This window comes from Streptococcus sobrinus DSM 20742 = ATCC 33478 (assembly GCF_000686605.1).
GTDB lineage: Bacteria > Bacillota > Bacilli > Lactobacillales > Streptococcaceae > Streptococcus > Streptococcus sobrinus.
This window is the reverse complement of sequence record NZ_JMLC01000002.1, coordinates 138598-157718: the sequence shown is the minus strand read 5'-3', so window position 1 is coordinate 157718 and position 19121 is coordinate 138598. Positions and strand designations below refer to the sequence as shown.

General features: G+C 44.3%; 17 protein-coding genes and 1 pseudogene. 17 read left to right on the top strand and 1 reads right to left on the bottom strand.

Annotated elements, in window-relative coordinates; genetic code table 11:
• Nucleotides 1-507 precede the first annotated feature (507 nt).
• From BS63_RS0101855 to BS63_RS0101840, 4 genes are read left to right on the top strand one after another with little or no spacing between them, the layout of a single operon-like run.
• Entirely contained in the window at nucleotides 508-960 is a 453-nt protein-coding gene (locus tag BS63_RS0101855) for a LytTR family DNA-binding domain-containing protein (protein WP_002959432.1), read from the top strand.
• Nucleotides 950-1393 (top strand): DUF3021 family protein, encoded by a 444-nt coding sequence (locus tag BS63_RS0101850; protein WP_002959430.1) that lies wholly within the window; start codon nucleotides 950-952, stop codon nucleotides 1391-1393. Before BS63_RS0101855 ends, BS63_RS0101850 begins: the two co-directional genes overlap by 11 nt.
• A complete protein-coding gene (locus tag BS63_RS0101845; RefSeq protein WP_002959428.1) occupies nucleotides 1393-2238 on the top strand; it encodes an ABC transporter ATP-binding protein in 846 nt (281 codons plus the stop codon). Before BS63_RS0101850 ends, BS63_RS0101845 begins: the two co-directional genes overlap by 1 nt.
• Nucleotides 2219-3007: an ABC transporter permease subunit gene (locus BS63_RS0101840; RefSeq protein ID WP_002959426.1), complete on the top strand. Its 789-nt coding sequence runs from the start codon at nucleotides 2219-2221 to the stop codon at nucleotides 3005-3007. The genes BS63_RS0101845 and BS63_RS0101840 overlap by 20 nt, the downstream gene beginning before the upstream one ends.
• A 196-nt stretch (nucleotides 3008-3203) precedes the next feature.
• Here the strand turns inward: BS63_RS0101840 and BS63_RS1000000111260 are convergent.
• Nucleotides 3204-5299: pseudogene (locus BS63_RS1000000111260) on the bottom strand (surface-anchored 5'-nucleotidase).
• Between the two features lie 221 nt (nucleotides 5300-5520).
• Here BS63_RS1000000111260 and BS63_RS0101830 point away from each other — a divergent pair.
• From BS63_RS0101830 to BS63_RS0101765, 13 genes are all read left to right on the top strand, one after another.
• Complete coding sequence (locus BS63_RS0101830; RefSeq protein WP_002959424.1) at nucleotides 5521-5949, top strand: MarR family winged helix-turn-helix transcriptional regulator; 429 nt, start codon at nucleotides 5521-5523, stop codon at nucleotides 5947-5949.
• Between the two features lie 7 nt (nucleotides 5950-5956).
• The gene (locus BS63_RS0101825) at nucleotides 5957-7786 is read left to right on the top strand and encodes an ABC transporter ATP-binding protein (RefSeq protein ID WP_002959422.1); all 1830 of its coding nucleotides are present in this window, start codon (nucleotides 5957-5959) and stop codon (nucleotides 7784-7786) included.
• Nucleotides 7776-9524: an ABC transporter ATP-binding protein gene (locus BS63_RS0101820; protein WP_028798403.1), complete on the top strand. Its 1749-nt coding sequence runs from the start codon at nucleotides 7776-7778 to the stop codon at nucleotides 9522-9524. The genes BS63_RS0101825 and BS63_RS0101820 overlap by 11 nt, the downstream gene beginning before the upstream one ends.
• A gap of 357 nt (nucleotides 9525-9881) precedes the next feature.
• Complete coding sequence (locus tag BS63_RS0101815) at nucleotides 9882-10517, top strand: ABC transporter permease (RefSeq protein ID WP_002959419.1); 636 nt, start codon at nucleotides 9882-9884, stop codon at nucleotides 10515-10517.
• On the top strand, nucleotides 10507-11421 hold the full coding sequence (locus tag BS63_RS0101810; protein ID WP_002959417.1) for a glycine betaine ABC transporter substrate-binding protein: 915 nt from the start codon (nucleotides 10507-10509) through the stop codon (nucleotides 11419-11421). The genes BS63_RS0101815 and BS63_RS0101810 overlap by 11 nt, the downstream gene beginning before the upstream one ends.
• Nucleotides 11422-11427: 6 nt before the next feature.
• Nucleotides 11428-12177, top strand: coding sequence for an ABC transporter ATP-binding protein (locus BS63_RS0101805; RefSeq protein ID WP_019770237.1), 750 nt, complete (start codon nucleotides 11428-11430; stop codon nucleotides 12175-12177).
• A gap of 2 nt (nucleotides 12178-12179) precedes the next feature.
• Nucleotides 12180-12809 carry an ABC transporter permease gene (locus BS63_RS0101800; protein ID WP_002959413.1) on the top strand — a complete coding sequence of 210 codons (630 nt, stop codon included), beginning with the start codon at nucleotides 12180-12182 and terminating at the stop codon, nucleotides 12807-12809.
• Nucleotides 12810-13238: 429 nt separating this feature from the next.
• Complete coding sequence (locus BS63_RS0101795) at nucleotides 13239-13643, top strand: GFA family protein (protein WP_002962497.1); 405 nt, start codon at nucleotides 13239-13241, stop codon at nucleotides 13641-13643.
• Between the two features lie 153 nt (nucleotides 13644-13796).
• Complete coding sequence (locus BS63_RS0101790) at nucleotides 13797-14414, top strand: GTP pyrophosphokinase (protein WP_002962495.1); 618 nt, start codon at nucleotides 13797-13799, stop codon at nucleotides 14412-14414.
• Nucleotides 14415-15113: a response regulator transcription factor gene (locus tag BS63_RS0101785; protein ID WP_002962493.1), complete on the top strand. Its 699-nt coding sequence runs from the start codon at nucleotides 14415-14417 to the stop codon at nucleotides 15111-15113.
• On the top strand, nucleotides 15106-16347 hold the full coding sequence (locus BS63_RS0101780; RefSeq protein WP_002962492.1) for a sensor histidine kinase: 1242 nt from the start codon (nucleotides 15106-15108) through the stop codon (nucleotides 16345-16347). The genes BS63_RS0101785 and BS63_RS0101780 overlap by 8 nt, the downstream gene beginning before the upstream one ends.
• A 624-nt stretch (nucleotides 16348-16971) precedes the next feature.
• The gene (locus BS63_RS01000000110795) at nucleotides 16972-17898 is read left to right on the top strand and encodes a hypothetical protein (protein ID WP_028798408.1); all 927 of its coding nucleotides are present in this window, start codon (nucleotides 16972-16974) and stop codon (nucleotides 17896-17898) included.
• Nucleotides 17899-18019: 121 nt separating this feature from the next.
• On the top strand, nucleotides 18020-19075 hold the full coding sequence (locus tag BS63_RS0101765; protein WP_002962490.1) for a hypothetical protein: 1056 nt from the start codon (nucleotides 18020-18022) through the stop codon (nucleotides 19073-19075).
• The last annotated feature ends 46 nt before the right edge of the window (nucleotides 19076-19121 follow it).

The window sequence follows — 19121 nt, the reverse complement described above, 5'->3', positions numbered from 1 at the left end:
GATGTGAGCCGCTGCGTCTAGTGGTGACGACCTTAGTCATCTATTAGGTCTCACCCCCGCAAAGTTGAATTGGTTTTCTCAAACAGTCTCCCAGACTGTTTGACCTATCCCGTATGGGATAAGTACTGCCAATCAACCACTGCGAAGCTGGCGTTGTCCCTATAGGGATTACGAATGTCCCCGCATAGGCGACACCCAGAACTAGGAACCTAAGTAACGAAGTGATGGGATGTTGACTACTGTCTTTTTGGAAAAGTGAGTCTGTATCCTAAAAAGGCAACCTCTTGCAGTTCATTCTGCAAAATTAAATCCTTCAATAAAATAACAAAAAGAATGGAGTCCGTCTGGGCTCCGTTTTTTTGTTTAGTCGCTTTCTCAAATCGGGAGCTACCTGCAAGTCCTCTAGTTCTTTTAAGACTTGCATCTTATCAGAGCAATTTGCAACTTGTAGAAAAAGCCTTTACGTCACTAGTTAATCTGCTATAATGGTCGCAAAGGAGATAAGCTATGAAGCTACGTTTGGAAAAGGTTCCTCGGGGTCCAGAAGAGGTCATTGTTCGCTATCAGCGGATGACACCGACAATTCAAGCTATCTGCGACCTTTTGGAGGAGGACCGTCCAAGAATCTTAGTCAGCAATCAAGGTGAAAATTCCTACCTATTTTTAGATGAGATTCTTTATTTTGAGACTGTTGATGGCAAGACCTTTGCCTATAGTCGGGATGCTGTCTATGAAGTTGGGCAAACTTTGAAAAATTTGGCAGCCAGATACAGCGACAAGGGTTTATTTCGGGCATCCAAGTCTCTCTTGGTTAATATCTATCGGATTGCTAGTTTTAAAAGCCAATCATTTGGGCGAATAGAAGCGAGCCTGGATAATGGGGAAGTGGTTATCATTTCAAGAAGATATGCCAGTCAGCTCAGACAGGTTCTGGAGGAAGGAGTTCAAGATGAAAACTAAGTGGCAGATATTTTTAAGTCAAGAAATTGCAATTGAGTATAAAGCTGCTACCTATTGTTTCCTTCTTTACTTTTTTTTGGCTTGCTATCAGTTGTTTAAGGGATATTCCACTGTTGCTATTGCTAGCTTAGTCGAAATGGTGGTGGTGGCTTACTTTATCAGTCAAATTCAAGTTTGGCTTTTCGATAACTTTGATGAGGCAGACCAGTTAAGGGGGCGCAAACTTTTGGGGATAGTTTTTTGTCCGATTCTTTATGGCGGTTTTGCCTATCTCTTTGATTGGTTTGATCGCCACTGGTTGACCTTACTTTGCTTTGTCCTGTTTCTTTTGCTGGAATACCTGACAATTTTTTACTTCAATCGTCTCAAACGGCGAATTGATAGCAAACACCTCAATCAACTTCTTAAAGATTATAAAGAAAGGAGAGACTGATGACAGCTGTTATCGAAATTAATCATCTGCAAAAATATTATGGAAAACATATGGGAGTGGAGGATGTTTCTCTAACCGTTGAAAAAGGGGAAATTTTCGGTTTCCTTGGTTCTAACGGAGCGGGGAAATCTACGACTATCCGCTGCCTACTGGGCTTGATTAAACCAAGTGGTGGGCAAATTAGTCTTTTCGGGGATAGATACTCTAGCTTACCTAAGGCCCTTAATCATATCGGTTATATGCCTTCGGAGGCCCAATTTTATCCGTCTATGAAGGCTAAAGATGTCATTACCTTGGCTGCCAAGGCTCATAAGCAGGATTGTAGCAAGGAGGCAGAGCGTCTCTGTGAAATCTTAGAAGTTCCTCTGCAAAAGAAAATTAGCGATTTGTCTTTAGGTAATCGTAAGAAAGTCAGCATCGTCTGTGCCCTCCAACACCAGCCTGAGCTTCTGATTTTGGACGAGCCGACCTCTGGCTTAGACCCGCTTATGCAGGAACGGTTCTTTGACCTCATCAAAGAAGCTTGTGCTAAGGGGGCAGCCTGTCTTCTGTCTTCCCATGTTCTCTCCGACATTAAAAATAACTGCCAGCGAGCAGCCATTATTAAGTCTGGCAGGTTGTTGACAGTCGATAGTATTGAAAATCTTACCCGTTCCCAAGCCAAGCGGGTAACCATTTGGAAGCAGGGTCAAGAATCCCATTTTAATTTTTCAGGAACTGGCTCTGAGCTCCTAGCAGAATTAGGCAAGCAGGCTCCAGATGATTTTCTTGTTGAAGAGCCTTCCTTGGAAGATCTTTTCTTGCACTATTATGAGGAGGACAAGGATGATATTACTAAAGCATGAACTGAAAGAGATGGTTAAAAGTCTCTTGATTTGGTCAATCAGCGTTGGATTAATCTGTGCCGGTTGTATTCTGCTTTATAAAAATTTGGAAAGCCAGTTGTCAAAAACAGCCCAGCTATACGCTAATATGGGGGACATGACCAAGGCTCTGGGAATGGATAAAATTAGTCTGGCAACCCTGAATGGTTACTTTGCTACCGAGATCGTTCTCATGTTCGGACTGGGTTCGACCATGTTTGCTAGTATGATTGGCACTAGTAGCTTGGCCAAGGAAGAAGAAGGCCACACCAGTGAATTTCTCTATAGTCTGCCCTTTTCTCGCTGGTCCATTTTGGGCTGGAAGCTCTTGTCAATCCTGCTAGTTCTGGTCTTTTTCAATGTTTTGAGCATGGGGTTAGAAGCTCTGGCTATCTGGTGGATTGACCTAGACTTTTCCTGGAAATCCTTCTTGACATATCACGGCCTGGCCTTTATCATGCAGATTGAAATTGTCAGTCTAACCTTTCTTATCTCGGCTATCAGTCGTAAGAAACAGTTAGGGCTTTCTATCGGATTGGTTTTGGTTATGTATGTCATGGATTTAATGTGCCGCATTATTCCAGATATTAAGAATCTTAAGTATTGGACTCCTTTTTACTTGGCAAATGGTTCAGATATTTTTTCTCATAGTAAATTAGCTGAAACAACTCTTTGGCTCACCCTGTTAATAAGCTTCTTAGCTCTCCTGATTAGTTTCATCTACTATCAGAAGAAGGATTTGTCAGCTTAAAGAGTGGGACACGGATTTTCCTAAAAAGAAAAGCGAATGGTTAAAACCTAATTAGGTCTCTATCATTCGTTTTTTTATGATTTATTGTTGGAGCTAGTGAAAAACAAGGGTAGGCCGCCTTGGGCCACCCTTGCAGAACAAGAGTTTTAAATCTTAGTTTCAATTTGCTAACGGAACTTGAGATTTCCAAAGACCATTAGTCTCTTTCCTTGGATCTTTTAGCAAGAAGTCCAGCGAAGGAGACGAGAATGAGACCAAAGATACTGAGGCTGCTAGCCACTTTTTCATCACTTCCTGTTTGAGGGAGGGCTTGAGCTTCAGTAGTCTTGGCTTGGTCAGCTTGGCTAGCAGGAGTAGTATTTCCTGATTTTTGAGTTTGGGGTGTGACAGTTAGATTAGCACTTGCCAAACCTTTAGCTTGAGATTTACTTGCAGCTGGAGCTTCTTCTTCCTGAATCAACTGGTCGCTGACAATGGACTGGCCGACTTCCTGACCTTGACGGTCGAGATAAGTTTCAATGGTGACAAGGTGACGACCATCTGGTCGGTCTAGGTAACTGCTAGATGTTTGAACGGTTACATAGGTCTTATGATTGAGGGTCGGCTGATCAATAGTTTTACCAGCAGCCTCTTGTTTTTTTAGGTAGTTGACAAAGGTTTCCGTATCGGGGTCAACAGCTCCGATGAGAGGGACACCTCTTAGGGCAGAGAAGCCATCGCCGCCTCCGTAAAGGAAGTCGTTAATAACGACCTTGTATTTGGCACTAGGGTCGATTTCGCTACCATCATCCTTGAAGGCCTTGACAACCTTATAAGGCGTATCTTGACCGCCGGTAGGATTGTCGGTATAGAGGTAGTGGAGGCCAGCCATCTGTAAGAAGTAGCGTTCGCTTTCATCATATTGCTGATTGAGGGCATCATAAATTTGTTGGCCAGTTAGTTGGACAATTTGCAGGACATTGCCAAAAGGCTGAACAGCTTGAGCAGCACCCCAGGTGATGGACTTATCAGGGTTGACAATCAGGTCAGAGCGAACACCACCGTTATTAGTCAGGGCAAAATCAACGTCAGGGTAGCTTTCTCGAGCCATGGCTAGTTGCCCTTGGGTGACTAGGTCTCCGACAGCCGTTTCCTTGTCCTGGTTGGTTGTACGAGTAATTGCTTGGGGTGTTGTAGCCGTCGCAATCTTCGCCTGGGTGACTGCCTGAACTCGCTGATTGGCATCGTCGACAATGGCCTGAATATCAGGACTGCCAGTCGCATCATGCATGACTGGGATAATCTGAGCGGTCGGAATGTCTACAAAGTCACCGGTATCGGTGTCCAGAACGCCGCGCACATCTTCGAAGGCCTTGCCTTGGGAGGTTGCTGAACCACACGGGTCTTACCAACTACTCCATTAGCGTACTTGTGGCTGTGACCGGCAAAGAAGATGTCTACGCTATTGTCGGGATAAATCTGGTTGAGTTTATTGATGATAGGAATGGCATCGCCTTCCAGCTCACCCTTGTCGTTATCAGCAGCGACGTGGGCAATGACACCGATAGCATGGACGCCTTGGTCATTCAATTCCTTGGCATACTTGGCAATAGTTTCTGCCTCATCAAGGAAGGTGTAGCCCTCCAGGTTCTTCCGCAAGACCAGATTTGGGATTTCTGTGGTGACAATACCGATGTAGCCCATCTTGACCTCCTTATCGCCGACGGGAATGGTCTTAATGGCATAGGGCTGCCAACCAAAAGGAATTTGATTGGTTTTTTGATCAATGATATTAGCTGCTAAAATCTGTTGTTTGGCTGGCTCTTGTTGGCCATCGGTTGAATACTGATCAACAATTTGATTGAATTGACCAGGTTGAGGGGGTTGTCCTTGAACAATCCGATTATACTCAGGCAGGCCTTCATCAAATTCGTGATTTCCAACGGTTCCGTATTCCACATTCATGTGGTTGAAGACCTTGACTGTTGGTTCATCCTGAAGAAGACCAGAATTAGCAGGACTAGCTCCAACCATGTCACCAGCCTGAACTCGAGTGGTATTGCCATCAGGGTGTTCTGCCTGGAATTGAGCTTGAGCCTGGTCCATACCAGCATCTAATTGAGCAGCCCCACCGGTGTTGGCTACCGGTCCCTCTGGCATATTAGCAGTTCCCGATGTATCCAAAGCTCCATGGAAGTCATTGACTCCCATGACTTGGACATCAACTTGGTCCGCCAGAACAGGTGTCGCCAACAGGGTAAGACCAGCAGCAAACGCCAAAATTGAACTCTTCAAAAGTACGCGTTTATCCATAAATACCTCCAAAAATATACTCGCAAATTAAAGTTTACAATGATTTCCCGAATAATTCAAGGGCATTTTGTTTTAATGTTCAAATTGAAACGAACAAAAAAACTCATGAAGTGAAGAAGGGGATAGTTTTCATAGAAACTTATTTCTTGACTTTGATTGACTAGCGGTTTATACTAATTCCCATAGTAGCTATTTAGTTTTCAGAAATGTGAGGTGATTTCATGAAAGATCCCTTTGACATTTTCAGAACTTTCATCAATACTATGGAAACTAGTGTCCAAGAGTTGGCCAAAAAGCATGGGGTGGAGCATTTAGCTGGCCCCCAAGGCTTTACGGTCTCTTATCTTTTTGAAAACCGAGACAAAGAAATTTTCATAAAAGACATTGAAGAGAGGCTAAGAATTTCCAAATCTGTCGCTAGTAATCTCATCAAACGGATGGAGAAGAATGGCTTTATCCAAGTCAAGCCTTCCCTCAAGGACAAACGCTATAAGCAGATTGTTCTGACAGAACTTGGCCTTGATAAGGCTGAGAAGATTAAGGTATTCCGTTCCAAAATCGAAGAGATTATTCTTAAGGATATTGATAAGAAGAATCTGGAAGTTGCCCGCCGGGTTTTTTTGCAAATCAAAACTAATTTAGAAAAGTAGGAAAAGTATGTTCAAAATTTTTAAACGCTTAAGCGCAAAAGAATGGGGCATGATTATTCTGTCGACCATTTTTATTTTGCTGGCGGTTTGGATGGATTTGAAGACACCTGAATACATGTCTAAAATCACCACCCTCCTGCAAAATAAGGGGACGACAACCTCTGACATCATGGACCCAGGTTCTAAAATGCTCCTCTTCTCCTTTGGTAGCTTTTTGATGGCTGTCTTTGTTGGTTTCCTGGCTGCGAGAACGGCGGCTAGTTTCACGACTCGCTTGCGCTCTGATATTTTCAACCAAGTGGCCGACTATTCGCAAGCCGAAATCAAACGGTTCTCCGTGCCCAGTCTCTTGACCAGGACCACCAATGACCTGACCCAGCTACAAATCATGATTACCATGGGGATGCAGGTGGTTACTCGTGGGCCAATTATGGCCATCTGGGCTTTGACCAAGATTTGGGGCAAGAGTGGCTCCTGGACTCAGGCAGTTGGAGTAGCGGTTCTAATCGTTCTCATTCTCTTGTCTGTCCTTCTCTTTGTTGCCTTCCCACGTCAACGTAAGGTTCAAGGCTTGACCGATGCCCTCAACTCAACCACTCGGGAATCTCTAACGGGTGTTCGGGTTGTTCGGGCCTACAATGCTGAGGATTACCAGGACAAGAAGTTCCGTCAAGAAAATGAAAGCTTGACCAAACTCAACCTCTTTGTTTACCGGCTCATGTCTCTGATGAACCCAGTTATGACCATGGTTTTCAGCGGTTTGACGCTAGCGATTTATTGGATTGGCGCCCATCTGCTCAACGACGTCAAGGTTCCAACAGTGGATAAGACCAGCCCAATGGTCATGAAGATGGTAGCAGAAGCGGCCAAGGCTGTTAAGGACCGGGTTTCGATCTTTTCTGATATGGTTGTCTTCTCATCTTATGCCATGCAGGTCGTTATTGGTTTCATGATGATGGTTGCCATCTTCATTATCCTGCCACGGGCTCTGGTGTCTGCTAAGCGGATTAATGAAGTTCTGGCTCTCAGTCCATCTGTTAAGTTTAAGAACCAATCCAAGCCTGATAATGGCCAAAAGGGCCAAGTGGAAGTGCACGATGTTTCCTTCCGTTACAGCAAGAATTCAGCTGCGGCTATCGAGCACGTTTCTTTCAAGGCTGAAAAAGGTCAAACCGTGGCCTTTATCGGGTCGACTGGTTCTGGTAAATCGACCCTGGTCAATCTGATTCCTCGGTTCTATGATGCCACCGAAGGTTGGATCAAGGTTGACGGTGTCAAGGTTGAAGACTACAGCCACGATGACCTCAACAATAAGGTCGGTTATATCCCGCAAACCGCTGTCCTCTTTAGCGGTACCATCCGTTCCAATATGCAGTTTGGTCGGAGTGCTCAGGGTCACTTGAGCGATGATGACATCTGGGAGGCTCTCGAATTGGCTCAAGCCAAGGACTTTGTCGAAAGTAAGGATAAGGGCCTGGATACAGAAGTAGCCCAAGGTGGGACCAACTTCTCTGGTGGTCAAAAGCAACGTTTGGCTATTGCCCGTGCCTTGGCTCGTAAACCAGAAATCCTTATCTTTGATGATTCCTTCTCAGCATTGGACTACAAGACAGACCGCATCCTGCGTGAGGAACTCAATAAGAAGACTAGCGACTTGACCAAGTTGATTGTCGCTCAACGGATTTCAACCATTATGGACGCTGACCAAATCTTGGTTCTGGACCAAGGTAAGGTGGTCGGTCAAGGTACCCACAAGGAACTCTTGGCCTCAAATTCTGTCTACCAAGAAATTGCCTATTCACAACTTTCAAAGGAGGAATTGGAAAATGAAGACTAAAAAGAAATCATTACTTAGCCAAATGTCTCCTTATTTGAAGGGATATCGGGCACTGTTTGGACTGGCTGTTGTCTTTTCTATCATTTCCAGCACTATTACCGTTATCGGACCGGATAAGCTCAAGGAAATGACGGATACCATGACCAAGGGGCTGGCTGGTAATATTGACTTAGATAAGATTGGCTCCATCGCCATGACCTTGGCTCTCCTCTATATCGGTGGGGCTCTGGTCTCCTATGCGGCCAGCTTTATCGTCTCAACCCTGATTCAACGCTTTTCACAACGATTGCGTAATGCCATTGCTGACAAGATTAACAAGGTTCCCCTCAAGTATTTCGATAGTCACGCCCAAGGGGACACCCTCTCAAGGGTAACCAATGACGTCGACCTCATGACCCAGTCCTTTAACCAAAGTCTGGTGACTATGGTGGCTTCCATTGTGCTCCTAATTGGTTCAATCTTTATGATGATTAAGACCAATGGCTTTTTGGCCGCAACAGCTATCGGATCAGTCTTCGCTGGTTTCCTCCTGACAGGTCTGATTATGGCTCGCAGTCAACCGCTTTTCAAAAAGCAACAAAAGAACTTGGCTGACGTCTCTGGTTATGTCGAAGAAATTTATAGCGGACACAATGTTGTTACCAGCTATAATGCCCGTCGAGAAAGTAAAGAAGCCTTTGAAAAACTGAATCAAGACCTCTTCTCAAGTATGTGGAAGTCTCAGTTCTTCTCAGGAATCATGATGCCCATGATGCAGTTCATCGGTAACTTCGGTTATGTCATGGTCTGTATCGTTGGGGCCCGCATGGCCATCAATGGTGACATCACCATGGGGACCATCGTCGCCTTCATGACCTATGTCCGTATTTTTACCCAACCGATTTCGCAAATCGCTCAAGGGATTACCCAACTCCAATCAGCCAACGCTGCTATGGGGCGGGTCTTTGAATTCCTGGACGAAGAAGAAATGGAAGTGGAAGATGTTAAGGCTAAGCAATTGGATAAGGTCAAGGGGGATGTCGCCTTTGAAAATGTCTTCTTTGGCTACAATCCAGACAAGACCATTATCCATGACTTCTCAGCCAAGGCTAAGCCTGGTCAAAAGATTGCCATTGTCGGACCAACCGGTGCTGGTAAGACGACCATGGTTAACCTGCTCATGCGTTTCTATGAAATCAATAAGGGACGAATTTCTATCGACGGCGTTAATATCCATGATATGAAACGCTCAGAAGTACACGATGCCTTTTCTATGGTTCTCCAAGACACCTGGCTCTTTGAAGGAACTGTCAAGGAAAACCTGATTTTCAACCAAGAACATATTACTGATGAACAGGTTCTGGCTGCCGCCAAGGCGGTCGGTGTCCACCACTACATCAAGACCCTGCCTAAGGGCTATGACACTGTTCTGGATGATTCGGTCACCCTATCGGTCGGTCAAAAGCAATTGATGACCATCGCTCGGGCCCTGCTCAAGGACTCACCGCTCCTGATTTTGGACGAAGCAACCTCATCTGTTGATACCCGAACCGAAGAATTGATTCAAAAGGCCATGGACAAGCTGATGGAAGGTCGGACCTCCTTCGTGATTGCCCACCGTCTATCAACCATCCGCAACGCTGATCTGATTCTAGTCATGAAAGATGGTAATATCATCGAACAAGGTAACCACCAAGAATTGATGACGCAAAATGGCTTCTATGCCGACCTCTACAATTCTCAATTCGCCTCAGCCTAATGAGCTCATAGGTAAAAATCCTAAGTCTAGAAGGACTTGGGACTTTTTAATTCAATAAAAATTAAAATACTCTTTTTCGCTCATTCTGTGTTAAATCCTTAACCATATCAGGGATTTATGGTATTCTAGGGGAAATTCAATAAGTGCAGTCAAACTAGAGGAGGCTTGAGACGGTCTTTGTTTAGAAATTACTAGCTGAATAAAAAAGCTAGTGATGGGCTAGGGCTTGGAAGGACGTATTCTAAGTTCAAAGTTCAGTGTCTATCTTCCTGCGGGAAAAGGCCAGCAGAGAAGTCGGACAGGAAATTCTATAGTCCTCAAGCTATCCTTGATGCTAGTTGAATTGGGAGGGACTGTTTGCTTAATCAAATTCTACATTATTTCCAGACCAGTGCCCCTAGTTACTGGCAGGCGGTCTGGCAACATATCACTATTAGTTTGGAAGCTCTGCTCATTTCTGTCTTTCTAGGTCTGGTCTTGGCTTACTTTGCCTACCAACATCCTCGATTGCAAAAGCTGATAACTTCCTTTTCGCAAGGATTGCGGGTCTTACCCAGTCTTGGTGTGCTTTTTATTCTGATTCCCTTTCTAGGCGTTGGGCATTTTCCTGCCCTAGTCGCCCTAGTTTTTCTAGGCTTGGCACCGATTTTAATCAATACGGTTGTGGGGCTCAATCAGGTGCCGGCTAGTCTGGTCGAAACTGCCCATGCCATGGGAATGACCTCGAGACAGTTGACCTTCAAGGTCTCTCTGCCACTAGCTCTGCCCTATATTTTAACTGGGGTCAAATTAGCTCTGGTCGAAATCATTGCCAGTGCCACCTTGGCGACCTATATCGGAGCCGGCGGCTTGGGTAGTCTCATTTTCACTGGTCTGGGTCTTTATCGTTATGATCTGCTGGTAGTCGGAGGAGCCAGCGTTGCCCTCTTATCCCTCATCAGCATGTTAACTCTGGATTTAATCATTAGATGGAGTAAACGTTATGCGACCTAGAAAAATCTTTTTATCCCTTATTTTGGCTCTGGTCTTGCTCGTTTCAGGCGGTCTCTATTTCTATGGCCAAAAGATGGTTGACCCCAATCAGGGCAAGGGAACCATCCGAGTGGGCTCCAAGGACTTTACTGAAAGCTCGGTTGTAGCAGAAGTCTATGCCTTGGCCCTGGAAGACAAAGGTTACAAGGTGGAGCGGAAAGCCAATATTTCAAGCTCTCTCATCCACAACAGCCTAGTTCATGACGAAATCGACCTCTACCCCGAGTACACAGGGACTGGTCTCCTGTCCATTCTAGGGAAACCCATGGAAACCAACCCTAAAAAGGTCTATCAGACAGTCAAGACTGACTATCAAAAGAAATTCAAGCTGACCTGGTTGGATTATGCCCAGGCCAATGATGGCCAGGGCTTGGTTATTCGGACCTCGGTTGCCAAAAAGTATGGCATTACCACCATTTCTGATTTGCAAAAGGAAGCCAAGAACCTTAGATTTGCCTCCCAGGGTGAATTTGACCAAAGGCAGGATGGTCTAGCCGGTCTAGAAAAGGCCTATGGCAAATTTGATTGGAAATCCAGTCAAGTTTATGACAACACCCTCAAATATCGGGTTCTTGAGAATGGTGATGCTGATGTTACCCCAGCCTATACGACAGAAGGGCAGTTAGCCCAGACGGATAAGTTTACCCTGCTCAAGGATGACAAATCCTTCTGGCCACCCTACAATCTGGCTCCGGTTGTTCGGGACCAAATTCTAGAGAAATATCCCGAAGTTGGACCCATTCTCAACCAGGTGACCGCCACTTTAACCACTAAAAAGGTTACCCAGCTTAACGCCAAGGTTGATGTCCAGAAGGAAGATTACCAGAAGGTTGCCAAAGACTATTATCAAAGCATTAAAAAGTGAGAAACCATGATTCAATTCGACCATGTTAGTAAAATCTACGGCCAGAAGCCAGCAGTAGATGACATTTCTTTTAAAATAGATAAGGGAGAGTTCATTACCATTTTAGGAACCTCAGGTTCGGGTAAGACCACCACCCTAAAGATGATAAATCGCCTGATTGAGCCCAGCAAGGGAAAAATCTTCTTTGAAGGCAAGGATTTGGCTAATTTGGACCCCATTGAGCACCGCCGTCACATCGGCTATGTGGTGCAAGAAATTGGTCTTTTCCCCCATCTGACGATCAAAGACAACATTGCCACCGTACCCAAGCTCCTCAAGTGGGACAAGGAAAAAATCAACCGCCGAGTAGACGAACTCTTAGAATTGGTGCAGCTTCCCGCTCAGGATTTCGCCCAGCGTTATCCGGCCCAGTTGTCAGGTGGTCAGCAACAGCGGATTGGTGTTGCTAGGGCTCTGGCCGCAGACCCTCAGGTTCTCCTCTTTGACGAGCCCTTTGGGGCTATTGACCTCTTGACCAGAAACGACCTGCAAGAAGGTCTGTTAGATATTCACCGAGACCTGTCAACCAAAACCTTTGTCTTTATTACCCATGACATCAATGAAGCCTTCAAACTGGGCTCACGGGTGATGATTATGGACCAGGGAAAAATCTTGCAGTTTGACCAGCCCCAATCCATTCTGGACAAGCCTGCCCATCCCCTAGTGGAAAAACTAATCACAACTGCTAGAGCTCAAGAATTGGGCGGAGGGAGGTAAGCATGATTGCCTACTTTAAAGCAGATGCTGACAAATTGGTTCAGGCCAGCCTCGAGCATGTTCAGCTGACTGTTAGTGCCCTCTTTTTCGCTCTGGTTTTTGCCTTTATTCTGACTGGCCTGCTCTATTTTTTGCCCAAGTTGAGAGAGGTTTCGGTTTATATTCTATCCCTCTTTTATGCCGTTCCCAGCTTTGCTCTCTTTGCCTTGCTGATTCCGGTAACGGGTTTGGGTAAGACAACAGCCATTGTTGCCTTGGCGGCCTATGCCCAATATATTCTGGTCAGGTCCTTCCTAGCAGGTCTCTTGGAAGTTGACCCGAGCCTAATCGAAGCAGCTCAAGGAATGGGCATGACCAAGGGGCAAATCCTCAGGAAGATTCGCCTGCCCCTGGCTGTTCCAGCCATCATGTCGGGTATTCGTTTGGCAGCCACCTCCATTATCATGATTGCCACTATCGGGGCCACCATTCAGGCAGGAGGCTTGGGAACCATCCTTTTTGATGGCCTCAGGACCAATAGTATTCCAAAACTAGTCTGGGGAATAATCCTCTCCATCGCCATCACCCTCTGGGTCAATCTCTTCCTCTACTTGATTGAAGAAATCTGCAAACCAGAAATGAGTAGGAGTTGAGGTGGACCGGACTTGGATTGTCATTAAAAGAGAGTTTTCTTGTCCATTTCTTTTTTTACGTTTGCAACGGTCCGATAAGTGACCCGATAATGGTCGCTTATTCAACTTAGTGAGAAGTTTAGGGAGTGGGACAAAAATCGTGATTTCAAGGAAATTGATTTGCCTCACTCTCCAATTTTAAGGTTCGGGAAGAAATAGTCTATCCCCAGACTATTTCTTTCCCACCCCCGCACAGTTGACTTGTTTTTCTCCAACAGTCTCCCAGACTGTTGGACCTGTCCCGAAGGGGACAAGTACCTCCAATCAACCACTGCGTCAAACTGTTTGATGTTGACAAAAGTAACGAGGTCAGGGCCGTTGGTTCCAGCCTCGTAGGGAAGAGAGGCATTTTAATGGCCTATTCCCTTAACTTATCGAAAGGAGTTTTTTATGCTTAAGGGTTCATGTTTATGCGGAGCAGTTGCCTATGAAGCTAAGTCTGTCCACTCTGGAGTGACTTATTGTCACTGTAATTTCTGTCGCAAGGATGCAGGAACTGCCTTTTCCAGCAATATCATTGTTGAGAAGGCTTATTTCAGTCTGATTAGAGGTGAAGAAAGTCTGAGTTTCTATCAGTCCTCGCCAGGTAAAAACCGGGCTTTCTGTTCTAAGTGTGGCAGTCCGCTCTATCACACCAAGAATGACCAAGCAGATGTCCTGACTATCAAGTTGGGAACGGTTGATGAGCTGGATGAAGATTACAGCAACTGGTTTAAATCACATATCTGGACAGAGTCCAGTAAACCTTGGTTAGATTATCAAGATGGCGATTTTTATAGCCAGACAAAACCTTAAACCTATTGTCTTTCGATAGGTTTTTAAAATCCTTTTATGCTATAATAGACCCATTCTAATCTTTATTATTAAAGCGATAAGCCTTGTTGAAGCAGGAATTGATGGGCAAGTCAATAAAATGGTCGACAAGGTAGTAGGGAAGGGGAGAATTAGATGTCAAGTATATATGGAGAGTACCAAGCCTATCTCCCGCAAATCATGGAGACCTTGACCGATGGAATCAAGGTCGCTAATAAAAAACAAAAGGAAGAGACCGGCTTCAAACTCTATGAACACCTGCTAGCTCGGGTTAAAAAGACGGAGAGCATGATTGAAAAATGTCAGCGTAAGGGTTTGCCCGCAACACCCTACTCAGCTCTGAAAGGCATCCGTGACAGCATTGGTATTCGAGTTGTCTGTGGCTTTGTTGATGATATCTATAAAACTGTCAATGTTCTAAAGAATTTGCCTGGTGTCAGAGTAGTAACCGAGAAGGATTACATTGCTCGAGCCAAACCCAATGGTTATCGGTCCTATCACCTAATTCTGGAGTTAACGACAGATTTTCCAGATGTCGATGGAAATGCCCGAGGTAACTACTTCGCGGAGGTGCAATTGCGAACTATTGCCCAGGATTCTTGGGCCAGCTTGGAGCATCAGATGAAGTACAAGCACGATATTAAAAATCCTGAATTAATTACCCGAGAGCTCAAGCGCTGTGCCGATGAATTGGCTTCCTGCGACCTGAATATGCAAACTATTCGGAATTTGATTATGGAAGGTGGTGATTAGATGAGTATGCGGATTTTATTAGCTGAAGATGAAGAGCAATTAGGACGTGTTTATCGAGCAGCCTTAGAACATCAAGGTTATCAAGTTGATCACGCCCTCAACGGTCAGGAGGCTGTTGATTTAGCGCGTGAAAATGCCTACGATGTCATGATTTTAGACATTATGATGCCTGTCAAAACAGGTCTGGAAGCTCTGAGTGAAATTCGTGACTCTGGTGACCGAACCCATATCATCATGTTGACGGCCATGTCTGAAATCAATGACCGTGTGACAGGGCTTGATGCAGGAGCAGATGAATATCTGACCAAGCCAATTTCTTTAAAAGAGTTACTGGCTCGTCTGCGCTCTATGGAGCGACGATTGGATGATAGTTTCACCGCTAGAATTTTGGAATGTGGGTCTGTTAAATTAAATGTTTCTGAGCAGGAAATGACAGCCAATAACACCATCCGTTTGGCCGGAAAAGAAAGCAAACTAATGGAGTTCTTCATGCTCAACTCTGCCAAGAAACTCTCAACTCAAGAGATTTTTCAACAAGTCTGGGGTAAGGATAATGAAGAAGGGGTCAGTGAAGATTACGTTTATGTCTATGTCTCCTACCTGCGCCAAAAACTCCAGTCCATTAAGGCTGATATTGAGATTATTGGTGAGAAGGAAGGGGATTTTCAATTAATTGAAGTGGGTGGCCATCATGTTTAAGCATCTGCGCACGCGTATTATTTTGATTGCTGCTGGAGCCCTGGCTATCGCCCTCTTTATGTATGCTAGTGTGCTCAGTTCGGTTTTTTATATTAATACCAACAAGCAAATTGATAGTGTCCTGCAGATTTTATCAGACAATCACGGCCAGTTGGACATCGATAATCAGACCTCAAATCAGTTGGGAATAAATTCACCAGAGGCTCTTTATCAGTACCGGTATTTCAGCCTGGTTGTAGATAAGAATGACCACCTAGTATCAGCATCGACAGATAATATTCGCTCTATTCGCGACGAAGATGTTGACAAGGTTTTAAAAGAAGTCCTCAAACAGAAATATGACCACGGTCGAGTCGTGGTTAACGGCTTAACCTTTTCTTACAAGGAGACTAGCCAAAAGAATGGCGATAATCTAATTGTTATCCTAGATAGCGGTCAATTCTATCAGAATTCCAATAATCTCAGACAGCTGACCTATATCCTGTCGGCAGCCAGCTTTGTTCTCTTTCTGGTCATTTTTACGATTTTCTCTGGGAAAATTATTCGCCCTTTCATCAGAAACATGGAGAAACAGCGACGCTTTGTTACTAATGCCGGGCATGAATTGAAAACCCCGCTAGCGATTATCCAAGCTAATACTGAATTGCAGGAGTTGATGACTGGCGAAAACGAGTGGTCTATCTCGACCAAGGATCAGGTTACCCGTTTGACCAATTTGATTAACTCTATGGTTGCCCTGGCTCGTTTAGAAGAGCAGCCAGAAGTTGCCCTGTCTGATGTCGATTTGTCGGCCATAACACAGGATGCTGCGGAAGACTTTAAGGGGCCAGTTGTTCGTGATGGCAAGAAATTTTTCATGGACATCGATCCGGATATCCATATAGAGGCTGAGGAGAAATCCCTTTTCGAGCTGGTCACCATCTTAGTGGATAATGCTAATAAATATTGTGACCCCGATGGTCAGGTCAGTGTCCGCCTCAGTCAAGTCGGTCGTACACGCAAGCGAGCTCGCTTGCAGGTTTCCAACACTTATAAAGAAGGTAAAGACACGGATTATAGTAAATTTTTCGAGCGCTTCTATCGGGAAGAGAAATCCCACAATAATAAGAAAAAATCAGGATTCGGTATTGGCCTTTCCATGGCCCAAAGTGTGGTCAAACTCTTTCGTGGACGTATCTTTGCCAGCTATAAGGAAGATACCATCACCTTCACCGTAGTCTTTCCAAAACTTTAAAAAGCACCAGAAGCTTAAGAAATTTCAGCTGCGATTAAATAGATAAAACTTTGGAACAATCAGGAGCCTGAATCACAGGCTTCAAGAAGAAACACAAAGAAGTCCATATCAAGTTTGAAAAGAACATAAAAAACAATCTGGGGAGTCGTCTAAGAATTGAGGCGACTCAAATTAAACAGAGGTGATTTTGAAAGGGGTCATTACGACTCAGAACACACTCACTAAAAAGTAGAAAAGTCAGAACAAAAGGTTCTGGCTTTTCTAATATCTTTTGTGCTATAATATTTAAGGATTATTTAAGTGAATAAAGGAAGGTTTATTATGACAAAAGAAGAGTGGATTGAATACTTTGAACTTGTTAACGATCGATGGCCTAGCCGACTCGAAATTAATCATGCCAGAGAAGTCGGGGAGATTAAAGGTGAGGCTAGGGATGTCCCGGTAGACTCCCGGCCTCAGAGAGAAAGAGAAGTCAGAACGAATCTGGATTATCAGCAAGTCCCCTTTTCCAATAGGGGCAGTGGTCTTAGTCAGTCTTGGTCCTACCCCAGACAAACTTACCCCAACCCTCTTGCTCAGCAGATGGCACCTGGCCCTTATTTAACTAAGAAATCCAGCCGAAAGTTGAAACTCAAGCTTTGGCAAATTATTACCCTAGCGATCTCTGGTTTTGTCTTACTTTGCTTTCTGGGTTTCGGCGGTTATGCTGCCTGGCACTACCAGACTGGCAACATTGAAGGGACTTGGCATCGAGTCAAGGCAAAGTACTATGACGCAGATAAAGACAAGTGGACCTATTTTGACGAGGAGGACGATGCTAAGGAATTTGACTCAGACGATAATCAGGACGGTGGTGAATATTATCTAACTGTCCACCAGGATAAGACGGTTCAATTCTTCGGCTATTCCTTTATTAGCGATGACGATGATGATGGCTATGATTTGGGTGACTACGATTCAGATGATAATGATTCTGATTCTTGGGAGAGCGATGATTATTTTAACGATAAGAAGGATGATTACGATGTTGAAAGTTATCGCAATACCACTACAAGAAATCCTAGTACCAGCGATGATGACTACAATTCTGACGAGGATTATGAAGACAGTGACGATTACGATTATGATGACGATGATTATGGTTATGAAAAGGTCCCAATCATTTCTCTAGAAGATTATATGGCTGGAAGTTACAAGGTGAGTCAGTGGAATCGTGCCATTGTTCCAGCTTACAGCCGAAGTCAATATCGCAAAAAGTTATCATCCCTCTTTGATAGAAAATTTAAGGACTATCTGGGAAGCGACGATGACGAGATTATCGATGATATGGTTGATACATACGCTAACTATATTGGCAGAGGCAATGATAAACATAGTACTATGGCCTATCAGGTTAAGGGGGATAAGCTGATTCTCACCATTCGCAATAAGACTGGTAAAATGATCTCTCAGCTCACCTATGAAAAATTAAACGATTCCCAAACACAAGACGCTAAGGAAACCTATTCCCAAGAAAAGGAACAATTCGAAGAGAACAACGCTATCAACTAATGCTCATTTAGGAAAGGCATTACCAGTGCCCCTAGTGGCAATCAGCTTTTAAGAAAGTTATCCAATTGTCAAAATAAATTAAATGATTAAGAGAGTTACAAATAAAGAATAGAGGTAAAACATGACGAAAAAAGAATGGTTAGAATATTTCCAATTAGTAAATGGACGTGAAGCTCGTCCTGAAGAAGTCAAACTGGCTTTCGCAAGTGGAGAATTTCAGGCGGAAGATGTCGGAAATGCCCCACAGGCCCAAACCGACCAGAACCCAGTTACTCCCGAGACACCAGAGTCAGCCCAGCTTAATCAAGAAGTGAATGTCCCAACGGCCTCTGAACCAAGTCAGAACATTCAAGTCAAACAGGAGAACGAAACAGTTGGAACCTCGGAGTCAATTCAGGCTAGCCAGTATTATAGCCATGACCAAATTGTTCCGATTAAGAAAGCCAATAAAAAATGGAAATGGATTTTGATTTCACTTGTTGCCCTTCTAGGTACTATCTTGCTAATTGGCGGTGGCTATTCGACTTGGCGCTACACATCAGCTAATATAGAAGGAACTTGGCAACAGACCGACTATAAGGTCTATAACGAGGATAAAGAGCGTTGGTCGTCTTCCAAGGATGACGATGCGCCGAAAGATTTTCATTCCTACCTGAAGGTTGACAAGGATAAGTCAGTTCAATATTTCGCCTACTATACGGCTACGGACTATATCTACAATTACTTCGACGATTCTTCTAGAGATTATTTGCGTTCAGAAGATTACTCTGCAGTAACTGCCGAAAGTTATCTGGGCTCTTTTGACAAGGTCGACCAATGGAATAGGCAGTTCAAACCATCTCTTTCCAAATCCGACTACCAAGAAAAATTAGAAGAGGTCTACAAAAACAAACTTGGCTATAATAAATCCGATGCCGAAGACCAGGCCAAAGAGGAAGCAAATGACTATGCCAAATTAATGGGCAAGAAACCTAAATACAAATTGACTTATACAGTTGATGGGGATAAAATGACGGTTCAGAGGACCAAGGTCAGTACCGGAAAAGTTGTTTATACCGCCCACTACAAGCGCCTCTCCAATGATAAAGCAAGTTCTGTCCAAGATGATTTGAAGGACAAAAAATCTGAGTTCAAGGAACATATGGATGAATCAGATGATTCTGATGATAACTATTAAGTTTAGGGTATAAAAAACTAGGAAGATCTCCTAGTTTTTTTATATG

Coding starts and splice junctions, on each gene's coding strand:
- BS63_RS0101855 (WP_002959432.1), top strand. CDS start 508: ATGAAGCTACGTTTGGAAAAGGTTCCTCGGGGTCCAGAAGAGGTCATT.
- BS63_RS0101850 (WP_002959430.1), top strand. CDS start 950: ATGAAAACTAAGTGGCAGATATTTTTAAGTCAAGAAATTGCAATTGAG.
- BS63_RS0101845 (WP_002959428.1), top strand. CDS start 1,393: ATGACAGCTGTTATCGAAATTAATCATCTGCAAAAATATTATGGAAAA.
- BS63_RS0101840 (WP_002959426.1), top strand. CDS start 2,219: ATGATATTACTAAAGCATGAACTGAAAGAGATGGTTAAAAGTCTCTTG.
- BS63_RS0101830 (WP_002959424.1), top strand. CDS start 5,521: ATGAAAGATCCCTTTGACATTTTCAGAACTTTCATCAATACTATGGAA.
- BS63_RS0101825 (WP_002959422.1), top strand. CDS start 5,957: ATGTTCAAAATTTTTAAACGCTTAAGCGCAAAAGAATGGGGCATGATT.
- BS63_RS0101820 (WP_028798403.1), top strand. CDS start 7,776: ATGAAGACTAAAAAGAAATCATTACTTAGCCAAATGTCTCCTTATTTG.
- BS63_RS0101810 (WP_002959417.1), top strand. CDS start 10,507: ATGCGACCTAGAAAAATCTTTTTATCCCTTATTTTGGCTCTGGTCTTG.
- BS63_RS0101805 (WP_019770237.1), top strand. CDS start 11,428: ATGATTCAATTCGACCATGTTAGTAAAATCTACGGCCAGAAGCCAGCA.
- BS63_RS0101800 (WP_002959413.1), top strand. CDS start 12,180: ATGATTGCCTACTTTAAAGCAGATGCTGACAAATTGGTTCAGGCCAGC.
- BS63_RS0101795 (WP_002962497.1), top strand. CDS start 13,239: ATGCTTAAGGGTTCATGTTTATGCGGAGCAGTTGCCTATGAAGCTAAG.
- BS63_RS0101790 (WP_002962495.1), top strand. CDS start 13,797: ATGTCAAGTATATATGGAGAGTACCAAGCCTATCTCCCGCAAATCATG.
- BS63_RS0101785 (WP_002962493.1), top strand. CDS start 14,415: ATGAGTATGCGGATTTTATTAGCTGAAGATGAAGAGCAATTAGGACGT.
- BS63_RS0101780 (WP_002962492.1), top strand. CDS start 15,106: ATGTTTAAGCATCTGCGCACGCGTATTATTTTGATTGCTGCTGGAGCC.
- BS63_RS0101765 (WP_002962490.1), top strand. CDS start 18,020: ATGACGAAAAAAGAATGGTTAGAATATTTCCAATTAGTAAATGGACGT.